Annotated in this window: 10 protein-coding genes, 1 tRNA gene and 1 pseudogene; 1 reads left to right on the top strand and 11 read right to left on the bottom strand. The window is 40.5% G+C overall.

What is annotated here, in order from left to right:
• Nucleotides 1-120: 120 nt before the first annotated feature.
• From AXE77_RS00355 to pyk, 6 genes and pseudogenes are all read right to left on the bottom strand, one after another.
• Nucleotides 121-747: a tryptophan transporter gene (locus tag AXE77_RS00355; protein WP_116711607.1), complete on the bottom strand. Its 627-nt coding sequence runs from the start codon at nt 745-747 to the stop codon at nt 121-123.
• Between the two features lie 980 nt (nt 748-1,727).
• Nucleotides 1,728-4,718: pseudogene (gene pulA / locus AXE77_RS00350) on the bottom strand (type I pullulanase); the annotation flags it as partial.
• A 532-nt stretch (nt 4,719-5,250) separates the two neighbouring features.
• On the bottom strand, nt 5,251-11,379 hold the full coding sequence (gene pulA / locus AXE77_RS00345) for a type I pullulanase (RefSeq protein WP_165846007.1): 6,129 nt from the start codon (nt 11,377-11,379) through the stop codon (nt 5,251-5,253).
• 238 nt (nt 11,380-11,617) lie between these two features.
• Complete coding sequence (locus AXE77_RS00340) at nt 11,618-13,294, bottom strand: alpha-amylase (protein ID WP_116711605.1); 1,677 nt, start codon at nt 13,292-13,294, stop codon at nt 11,618-11,620.
• Nucleotides 13,295-13,440: 146 nt separating this feature from the next.
• Nucleotides 13,441-13,514, bottom strand: a tRNA-Leu gene (locus tag AXE77_RS00335).
• 237 nt (nt 13,515-13,751) lie between these two features.
• On the bottom strand, nt 13,752-15,191 hold the full coding sequence (pyk, locus tag AXE77_RS00330) for a pyruvate kinase (protein ID WP_116711604.1): 1,440 nt from the start codon (nt 15,189-15,191) through the stop codon (nt 13,752-13,754).
• A gap of 306 nt (nt 15,192-15,497) precedes the next feature.
• Between pyk and AXE77_RS00325 the strand changes: the two genes are divergently transcribed.
• Nucleotides 15,498-15,746 (top strand): hypothetical protein, encoded by a 249-nt coding sequence (locus AXE77_RS00325; protein WP_240612603.1) that lies wholly within the window; start codon nt 15,498-15,500, stop codon nt 15,744-15,746.
• A 184-nt stretch (nt 15,747-15,930) separates the two neighbouring features.
• Here AXE77_RS00325 and AXE77_RS00320 read toward each other — a convergent pair whose 3' ends face one another.
• The 5 genes from AXE77_RS00320 to AXE77_RS00295 all read right to left on the bottom strand — a co-directional run bounded on the left by AXE77_RS00320 (nt 15,931) and on the right by AXE77_RS00295 (nt 21,716).
• A complete protein-coding gene (locus AXE77_RS00320; RefSeq protein WP_116711603.1) occupies nt 15,931-18,849 on the bottom strand; it encodes a leucine-rich repeat domain-containing protein in 2,919 nt (972 codons plus the stop codon).
• 162 nt (nt 18,850-19,011) lie between these two features.
• Nucleotides 19,012-19,617, bottom strand: a complete 606-nt coding sequence (locus AXE77_RS00315) for a recombinase family protein (RefSeq protein WP_116711602.1) — start codon at nt 19,615-19,617, stop codon at nt 19,012-19,014.
• Between the two features lie 444 nt (nt 19,618-20,061).
• A complete protein-coding gene (locus AXE77_RS00310) occupies nt 20,062-20,385 on the bottom strand; it encodes a type II toxin-antitoxin system RelE/ParE family toxin (protein WP_116711601.1) in 324 nt (107 codons plus the stop codon).
• On the bottom strand, nt 20,385-20,687 hold the full coding sequence (locus AXE77_RS00305; protein WP_205727503.1) for a type II toxin-antitoxin system RelB/DinJ family antitoxin: 303 nt from the start codon (nt 20,685-20,687) through the stop codon (nt 20,385-20,387). Before AXE77_RS00305 ends, AXE77_RS00310 begins: the two co-directional genes overlap by 1 nt.
• 441 nt (nt 20,688-21,128) lie before the next feature.
• Nucleotides 21,129-21,716, bottom strand: a complete 588-nt coding sequence (locus AXE77_RS00295) for a DUF7010 family protein (protein WP_116711598.1) — start codon at nt 21,714-21,716, stop codon at nt 21,129-21,131.
• Nucleotides 21,717-22,079: the final 363 nt, after the last annotated feature.

Genomic DNA, 22,079 nt, shown 5'->3' with positions numbered 1-22,079 from the left:
AATCAAATTTTAATTATCGACTTTTGATATTTATTTATGTTTATTTACATTCATTTATGCTTGTTTATATTTGTTTACGTTGATTCAAGTTAATTTATTTACTTATTCTTCAATGTTGTTTTACTTGTGCAAAACGAGTCGAATTGGAGTATAAAGAACTTCAACAACAACAGCATTAAACACAGCGGTACCCAAAATAATTGGGAACATCACAAGAACCATGTTTGGAGAATGCAATACGAAGAATGCGGCAATAAGAGCAAAAATGCAACCAGAAATTACCGTAGTTACAAAGGTGGCAATTAATGGGAAAACACTCACCTTACGCTCGGCGTCTTTCGGGAAGAAGCGAACATACGCCATAAGCATTGCCGTCATAATAATTGCGGCAGGAATATCGCAAGCGTACTCGAGACCTGGAATCGACGTATTGAACTGAATCAATGTTGCCGCGAGAGCACCAATAATAGCTCCTTGCAGAATATTAGGACGAACCAGCAGAATTGACAGGCAGAAGGATGCAATAACAAATTCCGGTTGAATGTTGCCAATAGAAAGGGACTTCGCAACCGTGAAATCGAGAATGCAGCCTGCGGCGAACAGTACAGCAACCAGCACCAGCGAAGTAATATCCAGCGCATGATGCTTAACTTTTACATTTTGCATCATTGCTGCAGCAGCATCAGTAGTTGCGTTTGCATCATTGTTATAAGTTTCCTTAACGGTTTCGTTAATTTCTTGAGCCATGATTTCTCTCCTTGTTTGGGCTTTATATTGTTCATATAAAGCTATCGAATATTTTGTTGTGATTTGTTTTGTGATTTGTTTTGTGATTTGGTTATTTTGAAAATTTAAGCTTGTATACAAAAAGACCCCCGGGCTTACCCCGGAGGTCTTTTACAAGCTTTTATACGCAGCTTCTAAAACATCAGAGTAAACTCACGCCAAAGAGAAGACTGCCACCACCACATACGTGCAGCGTTAAGAGCATTGTGAGATTCAGCATTCATGTTCATGTTACGCATGATAACTGCCTCCTTAAGCTCATTAGCTGACTATGGTTCACGCACAAACCTCAACCGAAGTATTCGATATTCGTTTGTGTTGAAAATGATGCTAACACTGCAAAAGTACAAATGCAAATATTTATTCGTAAAATAATCTCATATTTTCAAAAATATAAGTAAAATATTACTTTTTAGAAAACGTCTACAAACCCTTGTTATATAAGGGAAAACGGCTTCTATAATTTTAGAAAACGCCCGAAATTATGCTACGCAAAAAATTTCTAAAAAGCATGCAACACGCAAGCAAAAATCAAAAAATTGAGGGCGATAACATCACCGATGCCATCGCCCTCGTAGTACATATATGTTTTTAGCGTAGCTTACTATTCAAGAACCTACTCGAATATGTAGCACACATATTAAGCAATATGCTTAACGTGTTTTCCTACGCATCAAACACAACACTGCTACAGCTATAAGTATGCCGCACATTACAACGACTTGCGCTATGTTGCTACCAGTTGCACTTAACATACGACCACGTTTTGTAATAGCTTTCTTGGATTTCTGATCTGCAGTTAACTTTTGAGATGAAGTTGAATTCTCACCAGAAGACTGCTCTTGCGTTGTTGCAGCATCCGTACTTGCAAACCCATTCTTTGAATCTGAGGAATTTGCAGAATATGATTGCTGATCTGAACTTGAAGTAGAACCAAACTGCGGAATTGGAGTTAGAGTTGTTTGCGAATTCTTTTCTGCATCAAGCAGTACAGCAGTAGAAAGAGCAGCAACCTTGTACTTTCCATTAGCAGCAACAGTCACAGCCTTCGGCTTACTATTTACTTCACCATTGGCAACCAATGCAACATACTTTCCTGCTGGAATCTTTACTTGAGTTTCAGCATTATTAGCATTGAACACTACAACGTATTGTTTATCTCCATCTTTAAGCGTGTAAGCAATTACACCATCAGGAGTGCCAGCAATCATCTTCATGTTCTTGTTAATTGTTGCATAATCAAAATCACGAAGAGACTTAATGCTCTTACGGAGCTTCAACAATCCCCTGAAATAGTTCACAGAATCAGACTTTTCTGTTGCACGATTCCAATCAAGAGCATTGTCTTTATCTCCAGCATTGTAACTGTTTCCGTTACCATTCTTAGTTCGCAAGAATTCCTGGCCGAGCTGAATGAACGGCATGCCGCGCGAAAGCAAAACCATTGAATTTGCAAGCTTTACTCGCTTCATGCGCACGTCTTCAGTATCGTTAGGAGCAGAAACCTTTAACTTATCGTACAACGACAAGTTATCATGAGCTTCCACATACTGAACTACTTGACCCGCATCAGCAAAGTGCATTTCAGCATTACCATTCCAGCACTTGATTGTATTCTTACCATCTGCAGTCTTACCGCCTGTGCCAAATTGGCAACCGAGCAAATTATGCTCAAGCAGAGCCTTAGTATCTTTACTAGTATTGCCATTGACAAAACCAGTACCCTTAGCATCGAATACAGAACCCTTCATAGCATCACGGAATGAATCATTAAAGAATGCTACGCCTGGAATCTTAGAACCATTAGGTTGAATAGTAGAATCACTCTTAGGAAGCATAGTATTCATATCCCAGCCTTCACCAAGCACAATAATTGACGGATCAATCTTATTAAGCTCAGCACGCACTTCCTGCATAGTCTTCAGGTCAATTAAGCCCATCAAATCAAATCGGAAGCCGTCAAGGTTGTAATGCGTAGCCCAATACTTCACAGAGTCCACAATATACTTACGCATCATTTGACGCTCAGAAGCAGTATCATTACCGCATCCAGAATTACCATTCAGAGCACCATCCTTATAACGGAAGTAATATCCAGGAACTGTCTTATTAAACGAATGATTTTGCGCGTTATAAACATGGTTGTAAACCACGTCCATAATCACACGCAGGCCAGCCTTATGAAGGCCAGCAATCATTTGCTTAGCTTCCTTAACTCTTGTTGTTGGATTGGCAGGATCTGTAGAGTAAGATCCTTCAGGAACATTGTAGTTTTGCGGATCATAACCCCAGTTTTGAGCACCTGGTTTTCCATAGCCTAAGTCACCAGTTTCATTCACTGAACCAAAATCATACATTGGCATGATTTGCACGTGAGTGACACCAAGCGACTTCAAATAATCAAAGCCAGAAACATTATGCTTATCTGTGGTCTTAGTACCTGCTTCTACTACACCGAGATACTTACCGCGATGAGCATCGCTAATACCAGAGTTTGGATTGATCGAGAAGTCACGAACATCCATCTCTGCAATTGTTGCGTCACTTGGATGCGCAAACTTTGGCATACGCTTTCCAGCATTACCCGCGTCTTTATCTGCTAATACGACAGAACGCTCACCATTTACTACTGCAGCTTTAGCATAAGGATCAGCAGAAACATTCACTGTACCATCAGCAAAATGAACTTCATACGCATAAGCTGTACCAGCTTGATCTCCATCGAGCTTTGCAGACCATACGCCATGATCTTCTGCTTTCATAGCTGTTTCTTTATCTTTTTCAGCTTTTTCAGCAGTCGACTTATAAGTAATCAACTTTACTTCAGTTGCTGTTGGAGCCCAAAGCTTGAAAGTAGTTGAAGAAGCGGAATACGCAGCACCTAAATCATCACCATTGTACGCATATTTCTTATCGAATTCATCGGTACGAATTACGCTAGCGCCCGTCTTAGAAGAAGCGGAAAGATCAACACTTTTAGTTAATCCCTTAATGTTCAACTCATACAGATGTTTGATATCAAGTTCATTCTTGGTCTCAATGGTAATATCTGATCCTTTTTTCTCAACAGAAACAATTTCAATTTCCTTTTGAGACTTCTCACTCTTATCCAAAAGTGTTACATCAGATTTTTTCAAGGAAGACACATCGCCAGACACTTTTACAGCCAATTTTTTAAGACCTGTGATATCAGCAGACATTATGTGAGCTGTAAGTTGTGGCATAGTGGCATTTACATATACTGTAGGATCTCCTTGCAAAAGCCAGATTTCCGCAGTTCCCTTAGTAGGATCATTCTTATCGAGCTTGATAATATTATTAGGTATCGTACGGTCCTGATCACAATCTTTAGACTCCCACTCGTTAGTAGAAGTTGAATACCTTACTATAAATTTTGCATTTTCTATACCAGCATCATTTTTAGCAGTAAAGGTTGCAATCTTGCCATAATCGTCATTCGAAGTGAATTGACGAGCAGTGCCACTACGATCGTCTTCCCAAGTCCACATATTCCAGCCTTGGTAATCACCTTTATTCCTATGATAGTGAACTGTTACCGTTAATTCTTTTGGCTTATTCTTAAGATTGTCTGGAGCAGTAAACTTAGTGCTATCGCTAGTGTCTTTTTCATCAGGATTTGTCCAAGTTCCACCTGTTACCCAAGCTTCGGCAAGGCCACCTTCACAATTGTCAATAGCACGATCGCCACCATCTTTATTCCACTTTTCTGTAGTGGTAATAAAGAAAAGAGACTTGTTTTTAAATGCACCGTCAACTGTTGTTTCAAAGACTTTACCGAAAGAATCAGTGCCAGTAAACTTATGCCAAGCTCCAGGTAAATCTTTGCCATCCTTGTCTTTGCCCCATAGCCAAATTCCAATATCGCGAGTATCCCCTGCTTTTGGCTTATAGTGGATTCGGACAGTTGTTTTACTCGTCACATCTTGTTGGGAAGTAGTAGCACCTTTATTTTCCAGCGTTACCTTATTTGATGTTCCCTCTGTTGAATTAGCAGCATTAGCAGTATTGGCAACAGCAAACCCTGTTACTAACATCGCAACAGCCGCAACAATCGAAGTTATCTTCGACGCACAATGTCGATGAAAAATCATTCGATATCCTTTCCTCCGTTGGCACCAGCATACTTCTCCATTGGTTATGCTGATAGCTGCAATATGCAAATGACAGCTAACGCAACTATGCTGTTAACCGGCATCGTAATGCATATTACTAGCAAGGCAATTGTACCACTTCAATACTGACATCATAACAACTGTGTAGCTCACCCTAGCGCATATATGTGCGTAAATAAACTATTGTTAACAGCACACAAACAGAATTAAAAATCAAAAAAATGAGGGCAATAACACCACCGATGCCATTGCCCTCGATTTTAATATCAGTGCTTAAGAAATAATACGTTCAAAACATAAAACGTAAGCTTCAAAAGCATTGCTTTGAATTTTAATAATTGCGAGACAGATGCTTAGAACGCCTTACTTTAATCGAGAAAGCACCTGCAACAGACAACAATATTGCAATAATAAATGCAATTTGCGCTACGCTACTGCCCGTTGCACTTAATTCATGAGCATGCTGATTAACAGCATTATTTACTACTGTTATTTCAGTCCAAGCTAGTTGCTTACCTTGCTCATCAACCAATACAACTGTGTGTTTCCCGGAGTATCCAGCTGGGAACATTGCATCAAACTGAGGAACGCCATTCACCATGCGAACAGTTACATACTTAGAACCATTTGCACTCTTAAGTAAGCGCGGCGTGGAGTAAATGTACGCGTATGCATAAACCACACCATCTTTCTTCAACCGTTCGGTAAAATCACTGTTTACAACATGAATACTCACATTGTTTACCACGCCGGCTGTTGCAACATCATTGCTACCTACAGTAAGAGTACCCTTTAATTCTGGCTTAAGCTGCTTAACTGTTGCAGGAGCTTCAGGAGCCGGAGCAGATGAAGCCGGAGCAGATGGAGCCGTAGCAGACGGTGCAGATGATGCTGAAGTAGATGGTACTGAAGTGGAAGTCTCAGTCTTCTGAGTATGATTCTCAACCTGGGCAGGCTTCTCAGTGTTTTCAGCGTTTGCATCTTTTCCAGTGTTCGTGGAATTGTTAGACTTTCCAACATTTTCATGCGTTTCAGCACTCTCAGATTTGCCAGTCTTTCCATTGTTTTCGGATTTAGCAGTATCTTCAGAATTAACATGCTCTTGAGTCTTATTAGCAGGAGCGGACTCAGGCTTGTTTTTAACTGAAGGCTGCGTATTTCCTTGCTTTGGATTCTCCGACTTAGTACTACCTTGCTGAGGATTATGAGTTTCTACAGAAGGTTGCTGTGGGCCATGTTGAGAGCCAGAACCGGAATCACCAGGCGTTGAGTCAGAACCAGGCTGAGGAACTGGCTGCGGTCCAGGTGCAGGAGCTGGAGTCACGGGTCCAGGTGCAGGAGCTGGCTGCGGTGTTGGCGGAACCACTGGACCAGGCTTAGGGGCCGGAGCTGGCGGATTCGGAGTAGGATGCGGCTGTGGTTGAGGCGTTGGCACCGGAGACGGAGCAGGCGGCTGAGGTGTCGGCGTCACAGGACCAGGAGCTGGCTGTGGCTGAGGACCAGGTTCCGGCTCTGGCTTAGGCTTTGGATTCACAGGACCATTAACTAGTTCACTTACGTCAGCAGGATGCAATTTATATTCAGCGACCTTTTCAAGATCAATAGAATTCTCATCCTTATTCTTTTCAGCATCCTTCACAAGCACTGCAGTAGAAAGAGCAACAACCTTGTAATTTCCATTATCATCTACCGATACTTCAGGCCAATTTGACTCATCATTGCCGTTAGCCTTTCCATCGGCAATGCGCACGCGATACTTTCCTTTGCCAATATTCACAGTAGACTCATCACTATTAGCATTGAAAATAAACACATACGTTTTATTATTGCTGTCAACGCTAAACGCATTAATTCCATCACTGCTCTTAATCCAATGCATATTCTTGTTAACTTCAGAATATGTAGAATCGCGTAAAGCTGGAATCTCGTTTCTTAACTTTATCAATGCCTTGAAGTACTCAACAGCATCGGAATTCTTATTAACCAAATCCCACTTAACGGAATTGTCGCCATCGCCAGCATTGTAACTATTGGCATTACTATTCTTGCTTCGTAAGAACTCTTGACCAAGCTCAAAGAATGGCATGCCATGAGCAAACATTACAAGCGAATTAGCAAGCATTACTCGCTTCTTAATATTCTGATCTGTCTCACGAAGCAAAGATTTCTTCAACTTATCGTAAAGATTAAGATTGTCGTGAGCTTCAACATATTGCACAGTCTGACCTGCATTCGCATAATGGCGACCAGTGCAACTTGAGTTTCCAGGCTGGCATCCGTAAAGATTTTGCATTACCAGATTGTCGCTACCTCTGTTTCCAGACACGAATCCAGCAACACCATCATCTCCATGGCCTTTTACAGCGTCACGGAATGAATCGTTAAAGAATGCAATGCCATTATTATCTGCAAGCTTATACGCATTAGGCTGAATAGTGCGGTTTCCATAAGGCAATTGGCTCATATCCCAGCCTTCACCAAGAATAATCGAGCTTGGATCAATTGCATGAACAGCTTCACGCACTTCCTTCATGGTTTCAAGGTCAATCAATCCCATCAAATCAAAACGGAAGCCGTCAATACCGTACTCATTAGCCCAATACTTTACAGAATCAACAATATACTTGCGCATCATTTTGCGCTCTGAAGCAGTGTCGTTTCCGCAACCAGATCTATTAGATAAGCTGCCGTCATCGTTGTAACGGAAGTAGTAGCCAGGCACAGTTTGGCCAAAAGCGTTCTTTTGCGCGTTATAAACGTGGTTATAAACCACATCCATAATCACGCGCAAACCAGCCTTATGTAGACCTTCAACCATTTTCTTTAGCTCAGTAATACGCGTAGCAGGATTTGCTGAATCAGACGCATACGAGCCTTCTGGAACGTTGTAATTGATTGGATCGTAGCCCCAGTTTTGATGAGGATTATTTTTGTCGTTAGTAGCAACATAACCCAAATCTCCTGCTTCGTTCACAGAACCAAAATCATACATTGGCATGATTTGCACGTGAGTGATGCCTAGGGACTTCAAATAATCCAAACCAGTTGGCTTGTTCCCATTCTTAGTGTCAGGTTCAATTACACCGAGATATTTGCCACGATTCTTTTCTCTCACGCCAGAACTTTCGTGAATTGAGAAGTCACGAATATTCATTTCTGCAATAGTCGCATCAGTTGGACGCTTACCAAACGGTGCCATACGAGTTACAGATGTCGCCATACTGCCACCGAATACAACGGATCTCATTCCATTTCGCACAGCAGCTTTTGCATAAGGGTCTGGAGAATTATTAACAGCACCATCTGCAAAATGAACCTTGTACGTGTAAGCAGTTCCAGCTTTTGCATCGCTTGTAGTAATACTCCACACGCTATTATTGCTTTCAAGCTTCATATCTTGTGTTTTAGCTTCTGGAGAATTTTCATCAGTGCCAGAATAAGTTACCAACTCCACTTTCGTAGCAGTTGGTGCCCAAAGCTTGAAAGTCGTAGAATTACCACTTACAACAGCACCCAAGTCATTGCCATCGTACGCGTACTTTTGATCGAACTCATCAGTGCGAACAATCTTAGATCCCTTAACAGTTGACACAGACACTGTTTTAGGCATTCCACCAACACCCTTAATGTTGATTTCATACATTTTCTTAAGATCTAAGTCGCTTTTTGCAGTGATTACAATCTTATTATTTACAACAGCAACTTGCGAAATATCTACTGCCTTATGTTTATCTTTCTTTGAATCTGTAACATCAGTTATAGTTACGTCATCCTTCTTAATCTCTGAAGGGTCACCGCTCACATTTACAGTAAATTCCTTTAAAGACGTAATATCAGCATTAATAGCATTAGCCTTCGTGTTGATTACGTTTGGACTTAAGTAAACTCTACTGTCGCCCTGCATAAGCCAAATTTCAGCGTTGCCAGTTTTACCATCTTGGCTTAAATTGATTGCCTTTGCAGGAATCGCGCGATCACCTTCACCAGGATCTTTAGCAACCCAATCATTGCCTTGCATGGAATATCGCACAATAAACTTCGGATCTTTTACACCGTTATTATCTGTAAACGTGTATTCTGCAATCTTGCCGAAATCATCATGAGCCGTAAAATCTCGCTTTACACCCTTCTTACTACCGTACCAAGTCCAAAGATTCCAACCAGCGTAATCCTTGTTTGTTCTGCGGTAGTGAACAGTAACGTTTAAGGTTTTGAGGTTATTAAGCTTGTCAGCAACTTCAGAAGGTGGTTCGGCAAAAGTATTTGAATCTCCTCCGTAAACCCAAGCTTCGCCAACACCATCTTCTATTTGCGAAATATTACGATTTCCACCATCCTTATTCCATCCCACTGTATCTGGATCAGTGGTGATAATAAATCCGACTTTTCCACTCTCGTAAGTACCATCAGCCTCAACTGTGTAAGTCTTACCGAAAACGTCTTGACCATTAAACTCATGCCATTTAGCAGGAGCATCTTTACCATCTGCATCTTTAAGACCCCAGATATAAACGCCCATATTGCGATTGTCACCATATCTTTGCTTATAATGAATAACAATCTTCGTCTTTAACGCAGAAGGCTTTGAAGATTCTGCTTTACAAGGAACGTTGGAAACATTAGTATCTACGCCAAGATTTTCGTTGACTACATAATTCTTTGCATTAGCAGGAATAGTGAAATCGCCATTCTGGCCATTTACGTGATACCACTTATTTACACCGTCGTTAAATACAGCTTTAAATTCACCACGATTAGTAATAGTCTTTGCAAACCAATTGCCACAAACTTTGCGCATTGGCAATCCAGGAGCTACAGTCCAATTATCACCACTTATTTGATAATGAATATTTACTGAGCTTGGATTACCTGCTTTATTTTTAGCATTGAAATATACCGTTGTTGACTGGTCTTTAACATCGTCAACATTGTATTTTGGATCAGATTTATCACGTGCTGGACCAGTTTTACTGGCGGCATCGGCTTTAGCACCAACATGCAAAGCAATTGCAGAATAAGGAGCAATAGTCGCAGCAACTTTACCACCTGTAACTTTAACAGTCTTAGAACAGTTTCCAGCCTCATACACATTGCAATACTCGCCGTCAAGCAAATCAGTCTTATACAAAACTCTCTTTGCATTTGGCGTATTGTTGATTGCTAAGAAGCCCTTCTTCTCGCGGCTAAATGCAATGTTATTGTTGTCACTCTCCTGCCAATTGGTGACTTTCGCACCATTTACAACATTAAAGAAGCCGACCATTCCGCGAATCGAAGTCCAACGCTGAGTGCACTGCCAGCCAGTTGTTGGAGAACAATCTACATCTGGAACAGACGTATCGGTCGCATTAGGCGCACCATCGTCTTTATTCTTTGCATCAAACCTATACCCCGAGTAAATATTTGGATTTCCATACGGATAGGCAAGCATAAACGCATTTGCAAGCTCGTAGCGAGGACCATCCTTATAGGTAAGTGTGCGCACATAATTTTCGCGAGGAGTATCCCAATTAGTAACGAAAATCGAAGCTTTATCGCTTTTAACAAGCCCATCAGTAATATTCTTTAGATTCGAAATTGAACCATAAAAATCGCTCTTTAATCGGTAAGAATATTGGAATTCGTTAACTTCACCTTCCTTTAAATGTTCACTAGGCTGTATTTCTTTAGCTTCAGAAGGATCACCAATCGTCTCCTGCATCCACCAAATGTCATCTGCCTTTTTACCAGATTGTTTTGCAGCTTCAGCTTTAATTGCAGCCATATCTGTTGGAGAAATATGCTTTACTGCATCTATACGGAAGCCAGCAACACCTAGCTCCAGCAAATGAGCAAAGTACTTACCTAATGTCTCGCGCACATGCGGCTTAGAAGTATCCAAATCAAGTAAGCCTACAAGCCTGTGAGTCCAAACTTCTTCAGCATTCTTGTAATTTTTAATATTTTCAGCACTCTGATGGAAATCATCCTTAGTATATCCAGCTGTTTTGAAAGTCTGCGCAGCCGCATCGTATTCACTTCCACCAACGCCAACAGTATCCTTATTACCGGCACCAGTCATGTGATTAATCACGGCATCAGCAATGATTCCAACGCCTGCATTTTTGCACGTAGTAATCATATTCTTAAACTCAGCTTTAGTGCCAAGTTTAGAATCAAGCTTATAGCTCACAGGCTGGTAAGAAGTCCACCACTGAGTACCCTTTACATGCTCATTCGGAGGAGACACCTGCACATACTTCACATCCTCAGGACCATAAGTTTGCTCACATTCCTTAGCAATACTCTTCCAATTCTGCTGGAATGCAGTAACAATAACACCCTTACGGTTAAGAGTTAGATTTTCATTGCTTTCGCTAGCAGCGTTTGCACTACCAGTAACAGCAAAACCAGTTACAAGCATTGCAACAGACGCAGCAACAGCAACCATCTTCGATGCAAAGTGTCGACGATGACTCATCAGTTTCCTTTCCTCCATTGGTATCAGCGCGTTTCTTCTTTGGACGCACTAATAGCTTAAATACGCAAACGATGGCTAGTACAACTATGTTGCTAGCCATCGCATAAATGCGCAATATAAGCGGAGGTAATTATATCACCGACATATTGACAATATTGCAAAAAGTAACTAAAGATTGTAATAATGTTAGTACGATTCTGATTGAAGCATACTCTTCAATTAAAACTTAACACTATTCTCAATTGTTAGTACTTTTATTTTTGAAATCGTCTTTTCCTTTCTTAAAACGCAAAGCCAAGGTAACAACCAAAGCTATAAAAATAGCAGCAAATATTAGCAATATTTTATTAACAACCCCACTGTTACCAAAATGCTTCACAGCCTTAATATGCAAAGCCACTGCAGAATGCGCAGGAATCGTAGTTTCAACTTTCCCACCGCTAATGGTTACGGTTTTATCGCAAATCTTTGATGCGTAAACATTGCAATACTCGCCATCTGGCAAGTCAGTATTGTACTTAACATCATTTTGTTTATCGTCATTATTAATAGCGAAGAAACCCTTATTTCCGCGGCTAAAAGCAATATTATTACTTTCATCATCTTGCCACTTAGTTACTTTCGTATCTTTCACAGCGTTGTAGAAACCAATCATGCCGCGAATCGAAGTCCAACGTTGAGTGCACTGCCACTTTGAATCCTTGCCACAGCTTGCATCAGGAACAGACGTTTCAGTTGCGCCAGGAGCACCTTCGTCACGCTCACTAAACTTGTATCCAGAATAAACATTTGGCGTACCATACGGGTAAGCAAGCATAAAAGCATTCGCAAGCTCATACAACTTGCCATCTTTGTAAGTAAGAACGCTTGTGGCATTATCTCGCTCAGTATCCCAATTGGTAACAAAAATAGCAGCACTCTTATTAGGAATAAGACCATCTGTAATATGCTTCAAATTGTCAATCGATCCAGAGAAATAATTGCGCAAACGGTACGAATACTCAAACTCGTCTACTTCACCAGTTCCAACATATTTATCTGGCTGATTTTCTTTCGCACCATTGCTGTCACCAATCGTTTCCTGCATCCACCAAATGTTTTCAGGCTTAATCCCACTCGCCTCGGATGCAGCCTTCTTAATAGCTTTCATTTCATTTGGCGCAATATGCTTTACAGCGTCCACGCGGAAGCCAGCAACTCCCATTTTTAGCAATTTTGCAAAATAGTTACCAAGAGTTTGCTGCACATGCGGCTTAGACGTATCCAAATCAAGCAAACCAACTAAACGATAATTCCAAACTACTTGAGCATCCCTATACGTGTAAATATCTTTATCTATTTGATGAAAATCATCTTTTGTGTAACCAGCGTCTGGATAGCTCTGGTTAGCAGCATCATATTTGCTTCCACCAACGCCCACAGTATCCTTATTACCAGCACCAGTTGTGTGATTAATTACGGCATCTACAATAATTCCAACCTTTGCTGCTTTACACGTAGTAATCATATTCTTAAACTCAGCTTCAGTGCCAAGTTTAGAATTTAGATTGTAGCTCACAGGCTGGTAAGAAGTCCACCAAGCCTTACCTTTAATATGATCTTCCGGAGGCGACACCTGAACGTACTTAACTCCTTCAGGACCGTACGTTTCTTTGCACTCCTTGGCAATACTCCTCCAGTTCTGTTGAAAAGCCGTAACAATAACGCCTTTTGGCGGAAGACCGTTTGTTGATTTAGTCGAAGCAAATGCTGAAGAGGCAGGAACAATAGTGAAAACGCACATTAACACTGTTGCTACAGCAGCAATTGCAGCACATGACACAAGCATTAGATTACGCTTGTAATTATTAATTAATTTGCGAGCATAATTACTTTTTTTACGCTCACTTATTTGCAATTGTGCACTGTGGATCATCTTCGTTCCTTTCACATTACGTACAGCACATTCATTGTTTCATTGTGCGAAAATGCTTTTATTATTATACGCTTTATCATTTATGTCTGAATATTAAAACGAAATAAAAAAAACGTCACTCAGCAAGCTAAGTGACGTTGTGCACGTGCCCCCGGTGAGACTCGAACTCACACTGCACAGATTTTGAGGCTGTTTCCTCTACCAATTGGGATACAGGGGCATTTTTAATTTTCCGCGTTTTTGCGCGACTTGTTGACTATAGCACACTTTTAGCCGTATGCAAATACCTCACACATTTTGGCGTGTCGCAAATAGAGCGATAGATAGGTACTCACTAATAGTAATGCGCGCAATCTGCAAAACAGAAAGCGCGCATTATACAAACTAAATATTCCTACGTATATGCTTACAAATAATCAAATTAGATTAATTGCACATATACGAAACTTAGTTAAGATTAGTCGCAAGCACCAACGGTGTGTACGTAGATGGAATCCGTACGACCAGCCTGACGTTCACCCTGAGCAGTGCTCAAGATAACAATCTGATCGCCGTCGGAAACCTTACCAGCTTCGCGAAGAACCTTGTCGGTGAAGATCATCAAATCGTGACGATTCATGTCATGGTAATCTTCATCAATCAAGAAGCCTTCAGTACCCCAGCTCAAAGCCAACCAACGATAGGTGTGCTCATTGTTGGTCAAGCCGTAAATTGGAGCGGTTGGACGTTCGCGAGAAATGCGATGAACCGTGCGACCAGTCTGAGTGTAGGCAACAATAGCCTTAGCGTTAAGCTTGTCAGCCAAATCAACGGCAGCAGAAGATACGGCGCCAGTGCTGGACATATCAAGCTCAACAGCAGGAATACGATCGTAGCCATGCTCAGTAGCATACTGAGAAATGCGAGACATGGTTTGAACAGTTACTGCAGGATACTTACCAACAGCAGTTTCGTTAGAAGTCATGGTTGCGTCAGCACCGTCGAGAACAGCGTTAGCGCAGTCAGAGGCTTCTGCACGGGTTGGAACTGGAGAGTTGACCATGGTGCCAAGAACTTCAGTAGCAACGATAACTGGCTTTGCGTAGCGACGAGAAAGCTCGATGCAACGCTTGGTAACCAGTGGAACCTCTTCAAGAGGCATTTCCACTGCCATGTCACCACGAGCAACCATAATGCCATCGAAGGTCTTAACAATCTCTTCCAAGTTTTCAACAGCCTGTGGCTTCTCAATCTTGGCAACGATCGGAATACGACGACCTTCTTCGTCCATGATTTCGTGAGCGCGATCAATATCGGTAGCGAAACGCACGAAGGACATAGCGATAATATCAGCGCCAGTGCGAATAGCCCAACGAAGATCAGCCTCATCCTTTTCAGTCAAAGCTGGGAGCGAAACTGCAACACCTGGGAGGTTAATGCCCTTGTGGCTGGAAACTGGGCCAGCAACAATAACCTTGGTGTGAACGTCGTTGCCTTCAACCTTGGTTACTTCAAGGCGAACCTTACCATCATCGATAAGGATTGGATCGCCTGCGTGGCAATCACCTGGCAAACCCTTGAAAGTGGTAGAAGTGCGGTGTTCATCGCCTTCAACATCATCGGTAGTGATGATGAACTCCTGGCCTTCTTCCAAATAAACCTTATCTTCACCATCAGCGTTCTTCTTGAACCAACCGCAGCGAATCTTTGGACCCTGCAAATCAACAAGAGCAGCAACATTGCGGCCGGTGGACTTGGAAGCTGCGCGAACGTTGTTGTACACACGCAAATGATCTTCAGGAGTGCCGTGAGAACGGTTCAAACGAGCAACATCCATACCAGCTTCAACAAGCTTGGTAATACCTTCCAACGATTCGGTAGCTGGACCAATAGTATCAACGATTTTGGCTTTACGCATAATGCCTACCTATTTTCTATTTCTGTTTATTTTTCATGAGCGCTTTAACGATACAAGCGTAAAACGCCCAATTCCGCTTTCTAGTGTATCAACGGATTGTGACCGCATATTGTATTTATGCGGCGTTTTGTGAACGTTCACAGAAAATCACATAAAATCGCAGATAATGCTTGAACAACACTCAGATAATGCTTGAACAATAGTTGAATAATAATTGAGAATAATAGTTATTTTCTAACTTTTAGCATCGCTCTTTTAGCATCGCTTATTTGCCGCAACTCTTTTGAACGTTTTGAGCCTGATTACTTGCTCTTTATTCGTGAGAAAGAGTATGAGGATGTTAAAACATATCAAGCATATGTTGAGCCTAAAGGTAGTCAACTTTTATTTGAAGATGAGTGGAAAGAAAAATTCTTAGGGCAGATTGAGAATAACTACAAGATTAACGATATTTTAGGAAGAGGATACAAGATTATAGGTCTTCCATTCTTTAATCAAGAAAACAGAATGTCTGAATTCGACAAAGTACTAAACGATTTAGTATCAAAATTATAGTGAGGTAATAAACTACAACATTTGTTCAGCGATTACCCAATCACAAATCTGCGACTTCATACAATAAACGCATAATTCAATCGTAATAGCAGAAAGCCTCACTCCGCGAGAAACTATCATGAAGTGAGGCTTTCTATTATTCAGTATTTAACTATTCAATTATTAACATTAATTAGCACCTGAATTACTCGCTGTCACGCCGAGAATTATCACGATGCTTTTTTGCAAAGAATGCTGCGAAAGCAGCAAGCACCGCAATTATAAACACACCCAACGCGGACATAATAGCAACAAATCTGTTAGAAGCTGACGACTTGCTCGACTCGGTAGTCTTGCTGGAATTATTAGCAGATTCAGAAGACTTGGAGTTAGAGTTTGCCTTGTTACGTGTACCGTTGCTCGCCTTGCTGCTTTCTTTGCTGTTCACCTTTACTTTACGCTTGGCTTCAGCATTATTCTTACTAGCGTTAGCGCCGGCTTTTGCACTAGTCTTCTTAGAACCGCTTGGCTTAGAACCATTTGCTTTAGAACCAGCAGTTTCAGAGCCGCTTGGTTTAGAATCAGTCGCTTTATTATCTTTAGCTTTATTGGTTTTAGCAGGATTCGAATTAGAGTTAGTACCATTCTTAGCGTGCGTTTTATGCGTTTGACCGTTCTTATGTTGAGCTGACGGAGAGTTTTGGGAGCCTCCACCATTTTCAGCACCTGCACTATTTTCAGCACCCGTACCACCCTCGGCGCCAGTACCAGTACCATAATTGGTGCCTCCGGTATTGAAATCATTACCAAAGTTGTTTGAGTCCGTAGACTGAATGTTGGTACCTTCGCCATTTGAACCTGTAGTCGAACCACCAGTGCTTCCAGGATTAAACCAAGGATACACGCCAGGATTCGTACCACCCGGGTTCACATTCGGATTCACGCCACCCGGATAAGCACCACCAGGATTGGTGTCACTGTCCGGTGTACCGCTTCCTTGTGTATCACTTCCCGGTGTATTGCCATCAGGATTTGTATTGCCGTGCTCAGTACCTCCTGATTCACTTCCGCCTTGATCACTTCCGCCTCGCCCAGGCTCACCAGTTCCACTCTGTCCTGGTGTTTCAGTTCCTGGTGTTTCAGTTCCGCCCTGTCCTGGTGTTACAGTTCCACCAGTTCCAGTTCCTGGTGTTACAGTTCCTGGTGTTTCAGTTCCGCCCTGTCCTGGTGTTACAGTTCCACCAGTTCCGCCTTGTCCTGGTGTTACAGTTCCAGTTCCCGGTGTTTCAGTTCCAGTTCCAGGTGTTCCAGTTCCAGGTGTTCCAGTTCCAGGTGTTCCAGTTCCAGGTGTTCCAGTTCCCGGTGTTACAGGATTCGGGTTCGGTTGAGGAGTCGGTGGTTCAGGAGTTGGAGCCGGTGGCTCAGTTTCTGTAGTCGTAGAAGTATGAGGATCAGTCAACTCACCCGTATCAGGATTAACAGTATACGTTGTAGTAATAATCTTCTTACCCTCATGAGTAACCTGCTTATTACCGACTTTAGTTACACCGTCTTGAGCAGCAACAACTACTTTCTCGATACCATTGCTATTTTCTTTCTTACCATCTTTGGCATCTTTTTCTACCTTCTTTTCTTGATACTTAAGGGTTGGATCCGGCTCATACTTCATCTTGGCTTTAATAACCCAAGTCGTAACACCACTATCAGTCTTAGGAACATTAAGATTCAGTGTTATAGTTCCTAGGTAAAAGTACTTAGCACCATTATAACCAAAATCTTCACTACCATTATTCGTAAAATTGATTTCTACCGTACCAGAATATGGCAGTTTATTTTCATTAATAGTAAACGTTCCGTTGTTTATGCTACCTAAACTGTTGTCTTTCACAGTGAAAACAACGTTTTTTGCTAAATGTTTATTACCTTTAATAATCAAACTGGTGCTCGGACTAGTAGAATCAATAGACAACTTATCAAAAGAATAAATATATTCTAGTTTTGGCGAATTCTCCAATACACTAAGATTCGAAATATTGGAGCCGCTAATAAGAAGCTCTATTAGTTTTGGCAAATTCCGCAACACGCTAATATCCGAAATATTGGAATCTCTAATATCAAGGTACCCTAGGCTCGATAATTCTCCTAGCACATTAATATCCGGAATATTACAACCATTAATATCAATGGATCGAATAACTTGAAAATTCCGCAACACGCTAATATCCGAAACCTTAGTATAACCAATACCTAGAGCATTTAAATTCAATTTACTCAACGCAGTAATATCAGAAATATTGTTATAATCCAAAAAAAGATCATCCATTTTTTTCAAACTACTCAACGCAGTAATATCAGAATCAGAAATATTGTTATTCCTCAAATATAATGTCTGTAGGTTTGTCAATTTACTCAACGCAGTAATATCAGAAATATTGTTATCACTTAAATTAAGTACTATAAGATTTGTCAAATCACCCAGCCCAGTAACATCAGAAATATTGTTATCAGTTATATCAAGTATTGTTAAGTTTGTTAAACCCTTCAACGCAGTGAAATCCGTAACATTATTATAATCAAGATCAAGTTCTGTTAGACTTGTCAAACCACTTAATGTAGTAAGATCCGAAACCTTGTTATTTTCAAAGCTAAGTTTCGTTAGGCTTGTCAAACCCTTCAACGCAGTAAAATCCGTAACATTATTACAATCAAGATTAAGTCTTGTTAGGTTCTTAAAGTGTTCAAGCCCTTTCAAATTATGAATAGTATTACTAGCGTTCATACTATCAGTATTCTTATTGCTTAAGTCTGCCTCATCCAACCTCTCAGCATCAGCAATTGTAATATCTGTCGCATCACTAGAAATATAGTTGTTTTCTTTCATAACTGCAAGCAGTTTGCTTTTTAAAGCTTTATCTGGGATATCAATAACTTGATTCTCGACATTCTCAGAACTGCTTCTATCTGCGTACGTAGCAGAAGTAGAAGTAGAAGCAGAAGCAGCAGCATTGCTGCTCGCATAAGCTACCTCAGGCGTACTATTTGCAACAACACCCATTGAAGTTGCAATCCCAACGCTAACAATAATCGGCAAAACCGAATTACGCTTCTTCTTACTACTCTCCATAATAATCAACCTCTAATCATCAATCTCTACAATGAGTAAAACAATTGTAAATAAAAGTAGGCTTTAATTTACTTGATGACTTTTGCTGAAATATGTAATAGAATAAGTAGAGAATGGGCGGAAATCATGCTCATAATTTTGTAAATTAAAGTCTAGATTTATTTACAAATTTTTTTCAATTTTTCTTGCATGTAGCCACTTAGAAAACGTAGTATGCGAAACAGAAAGCATTTCTGCACCCTCACGCAAATTTACCTGTCCACGCTGCCACCTAGTCGCCACAGCATAAAAATCATCAGGAACCTCAATCTTTGACCTACCAAACACCACACCTCTTTGTCTGGCAACACGAATTCCTTCCATCTGTCTTTGATGAATATTTTCTCGCTCAACTTGAGCAACATACGATAAAATCTGCAATACAAGATCTGCAATAAACTTACCTGTTACACCATCTATATGTTTTCTCGTATCCAGCAAAGGACAATCCAACACTACAATATTTGCTTCTTTTTCTTTTGTGATTTTGTTCCATTGCTCAATAATCTCATCATAGTTTCTGCCTAAACGGTCAATCGACTTCACAAACAACTCATCACCAGATCTCAAACGTCTAAACAATCTCAAATAATTTCTACGATTGAAATCCTTCCCTGATACCTTGTCAACATAAATACAGCCTTTCATAATGCCACTGTCTTCCAAAGCCTTAAACTGTCTGTCTACACACTGATCCTTTGTAGACACCCTCGCATACCCATAGCGCATACTTATTATCTACTCCTTTTTTGAACACCATTATTTCAAAAAAGAAAAGAATAATTCAGCATGAAGAATTATAAAACCCCACTTCACAGGGTGGGTGCAAAGTGGGTGCACTTTTTAACGTTAACATCCTGTGCACTCAACCCTAGAGCGTCGACATGTTCCCTCATACAGCCAAACTGCACTCAAAAACCACGCCGAGCCAGCTTACAGCCGCTTCGCATTAAACCTTTTAACGATAGCCCTCGCTAAACCCTGCTGCACAAGGGCAAAAATGCACCCACCTATTAAGCCCTAGACATCAATACGACACTCTCAACGTGGATTGAGAGAACGGGTAGTATAGCTACACTTTTTTGAGTGCACACTATTGATAGTGGGTGCACTTTTTAACGATAGGAAAAGCTATCGTTAAAAGGTTTAAGATTGGCTTGATAGCGCATTACATTACAACTGTTCCAGTTGCTTAGCCTGGTCTCTCCTCACGTAAATAACCGCGAGTATTTGAACTTCTTTTCTATTCTCATCAACACAAAAATAAACGTAATAATTTTTTACGCGTATTCTTCTAAAACCAAGCTCACGCCACGGTTGCTCACCAATTAACTTCACACGATAAGGCATCGTCTGTAAAGACATCATTTCCGACTTCAACAGCTCGAGTATTCTTTTAGCTATTATCGGCTCTTTTAACTCAGTGGCAATATATTCTCGAATAAGTGCAAGATGCTCTTTCGCCTGACGAGTAACTTTTATCTTATACTCATCCATTAAAGACCTCGTTCAAGCTCTTCAAAAACATCATCTATCGGATAACTATCACCACGAACCGCCTGATCATAACCTTTAGCCATCAACGCGTTAAACGTTTTCTCATCCATATCATCTTGCGCTGGAAGAGACTTTGGAATAGTAAGCGAAAACGGAATACCCTTATTAAGAATGATTTGACGATAAAACATGTCAATAGCAGTAGCCCTAGGAATTCCAATAGTTTCCAAAATCTTCTCCGCCTGCTGCTTAATATTTTCTTGTATTCTCACATTCACATTCGCACTTTTAGTAACTGCCATATCAATCAACCTCCATACGCATATAATAAATTATTGTGTCGCATATTGCAACACAATTTATATGAATAAGATCCCTCAGCTGCCATACATGTTTTTCGTGTTCGTGTTACCTTCGCATTGCCTTTGTATTACCGCTTTTTATAGCACAGTCAAGTACCATGATGCCGGCGATAACTCCATCTATTCTATAGGTTGATTTTTGAACATAAGAATAGACTAAAGAAAATTCAATAGTCTGGATTTTATAATATCTCCACATGAAATTGAGTGGTCTAGTTTCATCACGTGTTGGATACAACGAAAACTTACCCTTAAACTATGAAGCTATTTCTTTGAACTCTAAAAATTTAACCTTGAATTCTGAAACCTTTTTAGACATCAAAAAAGACGGTATTACTACCGCCTTAATTATTTACACATAACGCTTTTAGATCTAGATTTCTATTTCATAGAAACCTGATCCTTGCTAAGCTCTACAAACTGGGATTTGTTGTAGTTATCTCCCATTTTCTTTAATTCCATATGTAATACACAAACAAATACTATCTCAATAATACATGCCGCAACAGCAACCGTTGTGCCGTTTAATGCACATCCTAAAATCAAGGAAATCATCGGAATGGAAATTGCAGCAACTGTATATCCCTTTGATTTATACAACCATGAATACGGCAGTAAATGTGCTCCAAACACCATAGCGTATACCATAATCATCTTTCCCGGAACCGCACTAAACACCCACATAACGATTAATAAATAAATCATTTGATTTAAGGTGAAAAGGAAACCTAATTGTCCAAGTGGATTTTGTTTTGAAAAGATATCCACCTTTATAAGTTTACCAATGAGCCAAGCCAGCGGTAATAATGGGCATGAACAGCAAAATACCAATAAATTTTTCATATCCATATTGATATCTAAAACTGACACAAGTACTATCAGAAGCCATATAATCACCGATGCCATGATAAACGGCAATCCTTTTTTCTGCTTTATGATGATATCATTCCTCAATTCATCTAAGCTCATTGATTTCTCCTTCAAATGCTAATTTACACAATCTGATATTCAACGTCGTGGCAGTGTAAAGGCACTACGGTAATCAATCCAAAATATAAGTATTTCAAGTATCAAGGTTTGAGACTCCGCTTTAGCCTTCTGATTTTCTTCTTCCTCTCCACCGAATTCAATGATCATTGCTCCGGAATCAACGCGTATTCTGCGCCTTTCGAGACTCAGATAAGCGTAATTGTATCATTATCTATGTTTTCATTATCTATGTTTTCATTATCTATGTTTTCATTATCTATGTTTTCATTATCTATGTAAGAGAGTACATCTTCGAACTGCTCTAAAGGTATCCTGGCTAATGTTTTCGGCTGATTGTTCCGT

The sequence above is a fragment of the Gardnerella massiliensis genome, assembly GCF_003408845.1.
Lineage (GTDB): Bacteria > Actinomycetota > Actinomycetes > Actinomycetales > Bifidobacteriaceae > Bifidobacterium > Bifidobacterium vaginale_H.
This window is presented reverse-complemented; position numbering and strand designations above follow the sequence as displayed.